Source organism: Streptomyces sp. AC550_RSS872, from assembly GCF_019049285.1.
In the GTDB taxonomy this organism is placed as follows: Bacteria; Actinomycetota; Actinomycetes; order Streptomycetales; family Streptomycetaceae; genus Streptomyces.
The window spans coordinates 1-7,887 of sequence record NZ_JAGMUL010000113.1 but is presented as its reverse complement, the minus strand read 5'-3'; the positions used below and the strand labels follow the sequence as shown (position 1 = coordinate 7,887).

The 7,887-nt window shown below is 71.3% G+C and carries 4 protein-coding genes and 2 pseudogenes; 1 reads left to right on the top strand and 5 read right to left on the bottom strand.

Translation table 11 applies throughout. The features are described from left to right. Positions 1-1,412: streptophobe family protein (locus tag KUM44_RS32105; protein WP_217213271.1), on the bottom strand; the 1,412-nt coding region annotated here is incomplete at its 3' end. 243 nt (positions 1,413-1,655) lie between these two features. On the opposite strand from KUM44_RS32105, the gene KUM44_RS32100 reads away from it, so the two are divergent. Next, positions 1,656-4,226, top strand: a complete 2,571-nt coding sequence (locus KUM44_RS32100) for an FHA domain-containing protein (RefSeq protein ID WP_217213270.1) — start codon at positions 1,656-1,658, stop codon at positions 4,224-4,226. Positions 4,227-4,318: 92 nt separating this feature from the next. On the opposite strand, the gene KUM44_RS32095 is transcribed toward KUM44_RS32100, so the two are convergent. From KUM44_RS32095 to KUM44_RS32080, 4 genes and pseudogenes are all read right to left on the bottom strand, one after another. Continuing rightward, positions 4,319-5,095: a transglycosylase SLT domain-containing protein gene (locus KUM44_RS32095; RefSeq protein ID WP_217213269.1), complete on the bottom strand. Its 777-nt coding sequence runs from the start codon at positions 5,093-5,095 to the stop codon at positions 4,319-4,321. Between the two features lie 299 nt (positions 5,096-5,394). Further along, positions 5,395-6,548, bottom strand: a pseudogene (locus KUM44_RS47740) (S-adenosylmethionine:tRNA ribosyltransferase-isomerase). 147 nt (positions 6,549-6,695) lie between these two features. Then, positions 6,696-6,905 (bottom strand): annotated as a pseudogene (locus KUM44_RS47735) (S-adenosylmethionine:tRNA ribosyltransferase-isomerase); the annotation flags it as partial. 14 nt (positions 6,906-6,919) lie between these two features. Beyond that, on the bottom strand, positions 6,920-7,618 hold the full coding sequence (locus KUM44_RS32080) for an SDR family oxidoreductase (protein WP_217213268.1): 699 nt from the start codon (positions 7,616-7,618) through the stop codon (positions 6,920-6,922). Between the last annotated feature and the right edge of the window lie 269 nt (positions 7,619-7,887).

Genomic DNA, 7,887 nt, shown 5'->3' with positions numbered 1-7,887 from the left:
GCCCGCTGCCCCGCGGCCCCGGTCGACCGGGCCAGCAGCGCCCCCACGGCCCCCGCCCCCGCGCCCCACGCCGCCCCGAGAACCAACGCCATACCGAGGTTCCCCCGCAGCTCCACCCCGGCGCCGAACGCGTCGAAGCCCAGCACCGACAGCGAGGCGTCCACGGACAGCTCCGTCAGCCACACGAGCAACGGCAGCGTCAACGCCGTGGCGACCCCGAGCCGCAGCGCACACCGTCCGGCGAAACGGAGGGTCCCCGGATCCCGTGCACCCCCGGGATCACCCCAGCCCCCCACCGGCGTCCGCACCGCCGTCAGCACCCCCGCGAGCAGCATCATCACCGCCGCCGCGACACCCAGCAGCCACACCCGCCCCTCCAGCTCCGCCAGCCGGCCCAGCGTCACGGACTGGTCGGCGCCGCTGTTGAGCAGGTCGTCCAGGGGATCCGGCAACAGGCCCGCGAGCGGCCCCGTCGCCCTGCCGTCGAACGGTACGAACAGGCCGATCGGGATGCCGAGCCACACGCCGTTCGGGGCGCCGAGGAGGGCGGCGCCGGCGATCCGCCCGGGGTGCGCGTCGCCGATCGCCGCGTACGCCGCCGCCGCGAGGCCGGCCACGACCGCCACCAGCGCCACCGTGACCAAGGCGGACGCGGCGGGCCGTACCACGCGGTGCACGGCCTCCCAGCCGCGCGGCAGCGGGGTGCGGCGCGAGGCCAGCAGAGCGATCAGGAGGATGCCGGCGGACCAGCCCAGGCCGCCGAGCAGCGTCGGCGCCGTGTCCACCGTGAAGCCGACTGCCGCCTTCGCGTCGATGAGGTCGCCGATCTGGTCGGGCAGCAGCCCGCCGATGTCCCCGATGTCACCCACTCCGGGGATCTCGATCCCGCCACCGCCCCCGTCACCCCCGCCGCCGCGCGGCAGGTCGTCGAGCCCCAGCGAGCTCCCGTCGATCGTGATGACGTCGTGCCCCGCCCAGGCCAGTCCTCCCAGCATCGCCACGAACAACGCGACCACCGCGCCCGCGCGCGCCAGCAGTTCGGCCGGCGCGATCACAACTCCCGCGCCTCGCAAGGACCGTAAGAAGAACCACGACAGGAGGACCGCGCCGACCAGGCCGACCCCCAGTGGCGTGATCTCGACGGCGGTCGCCGCCTCCGCGCCCGTCAGCCCGAAAGCGGACACATCGCCGGACGGCGTGACAGAACCACCCGCCCCAAGGGCCACCACCGCCGCGGTCATGGGGCCGAGAGCGGCCGAGCTGTCGGCCTCCAGCAGATGCAGTCCGAGTGCCGCCGTGCCCGCCATCCCGATCAACGCCCAGCTCACGCAGGCGATCGCGGACAACAGGATGTCCCCCCACGGCAACCGTGTGCCGTGCCTCGTGGGCTCGACGTTCGTGGACGCGCTCATGGCAGACCCCCCGATCCGCGGCGCGGCGAGGTGTTCGCCGCGCATGTCCCCCTCGCGTGGATTACCACTCTCCGGACTGATTTCAACCCCGTCAACGGAACCAGTCGAAGCGCGTGGGCGTGGTCCTCACAAGGCCCGACTTTCGGTCAGGGGGCGGAGCCTGAAATAGTTCCCGACGATGTTCGACATCCCTAGACTCCCTGTGTTGGGGGTAATTCGGGGGACTACTCAGTGGGGCATGGAGTGCCGGAACTCGTACTTGAATTGAACGGACGGACCTGGACGCTCGATGCGTCCAGGCCCTACACCCTCGGACGCGATCCGCAGGGTGACATCGTGCTCGACGACGCCAGGGTGTCCTGGCGGCACGCCACGATCAGCTGGAGCGGCCGCAGTTGGGTCATCGAGGACCACGGCAGCACCAACGGCACATTCGTGCAGGGGCAGCGGATCCATCACCTGGAGGTCGGCCCCGGGACGGTCGTGCACCTGGGCAACGCGACCGACGGACCGAGCCTGAACCTCTCCGGCACCGCGGCCTCCGTCGCCTCGCCGCAGGCCCAGCCGCAGCATCAGCCATACGCCGCGCAGGGCGCGAACCCCGGCTGGGCGCCGCAGGCCCCCGCTCAGCAGGCGCCGCCCCAGCAGAACCCGCAGCAGCAGGCCCAGCCGCAGCAGGCCCCGCAGGCCGGCTGGCAGCAGCCGACGCCGCAGCAGCAGCCGCAGTCCGTCGCGAAGGTGCCGCAGCAGCAGGGCCCCGGTGGTGGCGCGGGGGCGCCGCCGGTCTACGGCGACCGCAGCCCCACCACGTTCCACCAGTTCTCCGTCGGCCGTGTCATGCGCATCGGCCGTGCCCTGGAGAACGAGCTGGTCGTCTCCGACCTCCAGGTCTCCCGCCACCACGCCGAGTTCCACTCGACGCCCGACGGCCGCATGGAGATCCGCGACCTCGGCTCCCACAACGGCACGTACGTCAACGGCCAGCCGATCGCCAAGGGCGGCTCCCAGCTGCTGGGTCCGGCGGACATCGTCGGCGTCGGTCACTCCACGTTCCGGATCGTCGGCGACCGGCTCGAGGAGTTCGTCGACACCGGTGAGGTCTCCTTCTCGGCCCGGCACCTCACCGTCACGGTCGACGGTGGCAAGCAGATCCTCAAGGACGTCTCCTTCGGCGTCCCGGAGAAGTCCCTCATCGCGGTCATCGGACCGTCCGGTTCCGGCAAGTCGACGCTGCTCAAGGCACTGACCGGCTACCGCCCCGCCAACCAGGGCGACGTTCTCTACGACAACCGGAACCTGTACAAGCAGTTCGCCGAGCTCCGCCAGCGCATCGGTCTGGTCCCGCAGGACGACATCCTGCACAAGGAGCTGACCGTCAAGAAGGCCCTGAAGTACGCGGCCAAGCTCCGCTTCCCGGCCGACACCACGGCCCGTGAGCGCGAGCAGCGCATCGACGAGGTGCTGCGCGAGCTCAAGCTGGACATCCACAAGGAGAAGAAGGTCACCTCCCTCTCCGGCGGCCAGCGCAAGCGCGTCTCGGTGGCCCTGGAGCTGCTCACCAAGCCGTCGCTGATCTTCCTCGACGAGCCCACGTCGGGCCTCGACCCGGGCATGGACCGCGACGTCATGCAGCTGCTGCGCGGCCTCGCCGACGACGGCCGTACGGTCCTCGTAGTCACCCACTCCGTGGCCGAGCTGGCCCTGTGCGACAAGCTGCTGGTGATGGCACCGGGCGGCGCGGTCGCCTACTTCGGTCCGCCCGAGGAGGCCCTGAACTTCTTCGGCTACGACACCTGGGCCGATGTCTTCTCCGCCTTCGAGAACTACCGCGACTACGACTGGGCGGGCCGTTGGAAGGGCTCCCAGCACTACCAGATGTACGCCGCGGACATCGACGCGATTGCCCCGCAGTCCGTACAGATGCCGCCGATGCAGGCGATGAAGCCGCCCAAGCCGCAGGGCTGGCTGTCGCAGTTCCTGACCCTGGTGCGCCGCTATGTCTCGGTGATCGCCTCCGACAAGGGCTTCCTGGCCCTGATGGTGATCCTGCCGGGCGTCCTCGGCGCGGTGAGCCTGCTCATCGACTCGGGCAAGGACCTGCTGCCCAACCCGGCCAACCCGCAGACCGGCCGGATCATCCCGAACGGCACGGCCACCACCGTTCTGCTGATCCTCGCGGTCGGCGCCTGCTTCGCCGGCGCCGCGAACTCCGTGCGTGAGCTGATCAAGGAACGCGTCATCTACGAGCGGGAGCGCGCGACCGGCCTGTCCCGCTCCGCGTATCTGATGTCCAAGGTGTTCGTGCTCGGCTTCATCACCGTGCTCCAGGGCCTGATGGTCGGCGTCATCGGCTTCGCCAGCCGGGAGATCCCGGAGGAGGGCCTGGTCCTCGGCAACCTGACGCTCCTGGAGCTGTCACTGCCGATCATGGCGCTGGGCTTCACCTCGATGATGTTCGGCCTGATCATCTCGGCGCTGGTGAAGACGTCCGAGAAGACGATGCCGCTGCTCGTCATGTTCGCGATCATCCAGGTCGTGTTCACCGGCTGCCTGTTCGCCCTGAACGGCTCGATCGGCGTCAACCAGTTCTCGTATCTGATGCCGTCGCGCTGGGCGGTGGCCGCCGCGGGTGCCACGCTGGACTTCAACAAGATCAGCCCGCCCGGCCAGGGCGAGAGCAACGACCCGCTGTGGGAGCACACGGTCGGCGCCTGGACCCTGGACATGATCGCCCTGATCGCCCTCGGCGTGATCTGCGGCTTCTTCGTGGCCCGCTTCCTGCGCCGTCACGAGCCCGAGGTCATGCGCAAGTAGTCGCGCCCCGTCGTACGACGCCCGAAGGGCGGCACCCTGTCAGGAGGGTGCCGCCCTTCGGCGTACGGATCAGAGGCCCGCGCCTACCTCGCTCAGTACGCGCTGTTGACGTTGTCGATCGAGCCGTACCGGTCGGCCGCGTAGTTGGCGGCGGCGGTGAGGTTGGCGACCGGGTCGTACTGGCTGAAGGCCGTGCCCGGCACGTGGTACGCGTCGAAGGTCGGCTTGATGACCTGGAGCAGGCCGATCGAGGGGACGCCGTTCTGGGCGTTGATGTCCCAGTTGTTGATCGCGTTCGGGTTACCCGAGGACTCCCGCATGATGTTGCGGTGGAGGCCGTCGTAGGTGCCCGGGATCTTGTGCTTCTTCATGATGTCCAGGGCCTCGCGGATCCAGCCGTCGAGGTTGTTGGTGTAGGTCTTGGCGGCGACCTGCTTGACCTGGACGCGCTTGGCGGACCGGCTCGCGGCCTCCTTCGCCTTGCGCTCCGCCTCGGCCTTCTTCTTGGCGGCGGCCGCGGCGGCGGCCTTCTTCTTCGCGGCGGCGTCCGCGGCTTTCTTCTTGGCGGCGGCCTCGGCGGCGGCCTTCTTCTTGGCCGCGGCCTCCTGCTCGGCCTTCTTGGCCGCGATGTCCTCGGCCTTCACACTGGCGGAAGCGAGCCGGTCGGTGACGCTGCCCTTGACGTCCTTGATCTGCTCGTTGCTGTACGCGACCTTGCCCGTGGGGGCTTCGGCCGTCGTCGTCTGGGCGTTGCCGGGGACGGCGGACAGCGCCAGAGCGGCGGCACCGAGCGTGCCGACACCGGCGATCGCGATCTTGTGCCGGTTGGTCAGCGTACGACTGAGTCGGTTCTTGGCGTTCTTGAGCATGGCAGTGGGACCTCTTCGAATAGCGCGGAGGTCGCTCGCTGTCCGTCGGGGGACACGGGTGCTTCCTGCACAAACGCCGCGGGGAGAACCCGCGGCGCTGAGCGACGAGAGCAATTCTTAGCGGCCGCAAAATTGCGTGGCAAAGGTGTGACGTACGATCCCCGGTAGTGGACCCAGGAAGGGCAAATCAGGACAGACAGGACCGTATGTCCCGCTCAAAAGGGACGTCGCTACCTACTACGGACTTTCGTACGTGACCTGCGCCCTATGTGCGGGCTCACATCGGCCACGTAACGGTCTCACCGGCAGTTGCTGACGCAATGCGCTGCGTGAGGGTCCTCCGCCGGGAGGATGAGATGCACGTCGCCGAACTCGTGCGCCACAGGTAGAGCCCTCGCAGCGCCGCCTCGTAACTGCGGTCGACCGCGGCCCGCCCGGCGACCGCCTCCAGCATGAGCAGATGCGAGGCCTCCGGCTCGTGCAGCCCGGTCAGCAGCCCGTCCACCGCCCGCACCCCGCGCTCCGGAGTGACGACGAGGTCCGTCCACCCCTCACGCGCGCGTACGACCCCGTCGGCGCCCACCGCCGACTCCACGGCCCGCACGGCAGTCGTCCCGACGGCGACGACCCGGCCGCCCCCGGCCCTGACCGCGTTGATCAGCCGCGCCGAGGCCTCCGGCACCGCGAACCGCTCCGGATACGGCGGCTCGTGCGCCTCCGCCGAGGCCACCCCCGTGTGCAACGCGACGGGCGCGAACTGCACCCCCCGACTCACCAGCTCCGTCACCATCCGCACGGTGAAAGGCCGCGCCGCACTCGGCATCTCCGCACTGCCCGCCCCCTCGCCCGACGGCAGCGCGAACACGGTCTGGTAGACGGACAGCGGCTGGTCCCGCTCGGTATAGGCGTACCGAATCGGCCGCCCGTACTCCCGCATCAGCCGGAGGATCCCGGCTCCGTCGTCTGCCGCGGCCTGGGATTCGCCGGCTTGCCCGCCCTGTGCAGCGCGGTCTGCCGGTACCTGGCTCTGGCCGGCTTCCGTGTCCCGTGCTCCGCGATCTCCCGGGCGCTGCGATGCGCCGGCACCAGGGCCCTGGGCTCGACTGGCTTTCGCTCCTTGCGTTCCGTCCGCTGCCGTGCCCCGTGCCCGGTCGGCCTGCGTGGCCTCGGCAACACCGTCGGCCCCACTGCACGAAGCTCCGTCGTGACCCGGGCCCCGCGCCGCCACGGTGCCCGCGCCCCGGGCCCCCTCCGGACCGGTTCCCCCCGGCCTCTCCGGACCGGTTCCCCCCGGCCCCTCCGGACCAGCTCCCTGCGGCCCCTCGGCACCTGCTCCTCCCGCCCCGTCAGATCCTGTGCGCGCTTCACCCCGCCCCGCGCTCCACCCTCGACCCCCGCCCCATGCCCTCGCCCACCAAAGCCGCCCGCTCCCCGAGCTCAGCGGCTCCTCCAGTACCAGCCCCGCCCCACCCGGCAGCCGCACCTCACTCCCCGCAGGCCCGCCCGTACGCGCGCGCGTGGTGCCTCGCCCGTCGGGATCCCGCAGCTCGACCGCCCACCGACCGTCGTCGCCGCGCGTGGAGAAGTGCACCACCACGCGCGCGTGCCCGACCCAGCCGTCCACGGCGGCGGCCAGCGTCTCCGACGTGTTGACCACCAGCAGATCCCCGGCCCGCAGCAGCCGCGGCAGCTCCCCGAACGCGTGGTGCGACACCTCGGTGCCCCGCGACACCAGCAGCCGTACGGCATCCCGGTCGAGCCCCGGCCCACGCTGCTCGGCGGGAACCCGCGCCGACAGCTCCTCCGGCACCCGCACCGCGAGTGTCACCGCCGCCCCTCCAGCAGAGCCGGAGCCCCATAGCGGCCGCTCGCCGGACGCTCGTCCACCAGCCGCAGGAACGCCGGCACCACACTGGCCGGCGCCGGCCGCGGATCCTCGTCGTCCGGTACGGCCGCCGCATACAGGTCCGTGGCCATGTCCCCGGGATCCACCGCCCACACCCGCAGCCCCGGCTCCTCCTCGCCGAGCACCGCCGCGAGATGGTCCAGGGCGGCCTTGGACGCCCCGTACCCGCCCCACGTCTCGTACGCCTCCGCGGCCGCGTCCGAGCTGACCGTGATCACCGCGCCCGCCTCGGACGCCCGCAGCAGCGGCAGCGCCTCCTGCACGAGGCCCAGCGCGGCCACCACGTTCACCTCCAGCGCCCGCCGCAGCCCGTCCAGGGGCAGCGCGTCCAGCCGTACGAGCGGCTCGGCGCCCAGCGCGCTGGCGTTGCTCACCAGAAGGTCGACACCGCCCAGCCGCCAGGCCGCCGCCACCAGCTCGGACCGGTGCCCGGCGTCGGTGACGTCCCCCGGAACGGCCGTCACGCGCGTGCCGTACGCACGAAGCCCGGCCACCGTCTCCTGAAGGACCTCCGCCGTCCTGGCGTCGAGCACCAGATCCCAGCCGCGCGCGGCGAGCGCCTCGGCGAGCGCCCGCCCCAGCCCTTTGGAGGCCCCCGTGATGATCGCTACCGGCATGACCACGTCCCCTCGTCTCCGGCCGCCCCGGTGGGCGGTGCCCTCAACGTAGGAACGGGGCCGCCCGCCCCGCCTCGGACGCGGGCCGCAAAGCCGCGGGGCCCTTCGTCCTACGCCGCGCACCCGGGGCCTTCCGCCCTACGCCGCCGAGACTGCGACCGCAGGCCTAGGTGTGCTGTCTGGGGACGTTGGTGACAGGCGACACGCCTTGGCTGGTCCTTGAACGAGGCGAGGGCCTCTGGGTTCGGTGTGGATTGCGAGATCTACAA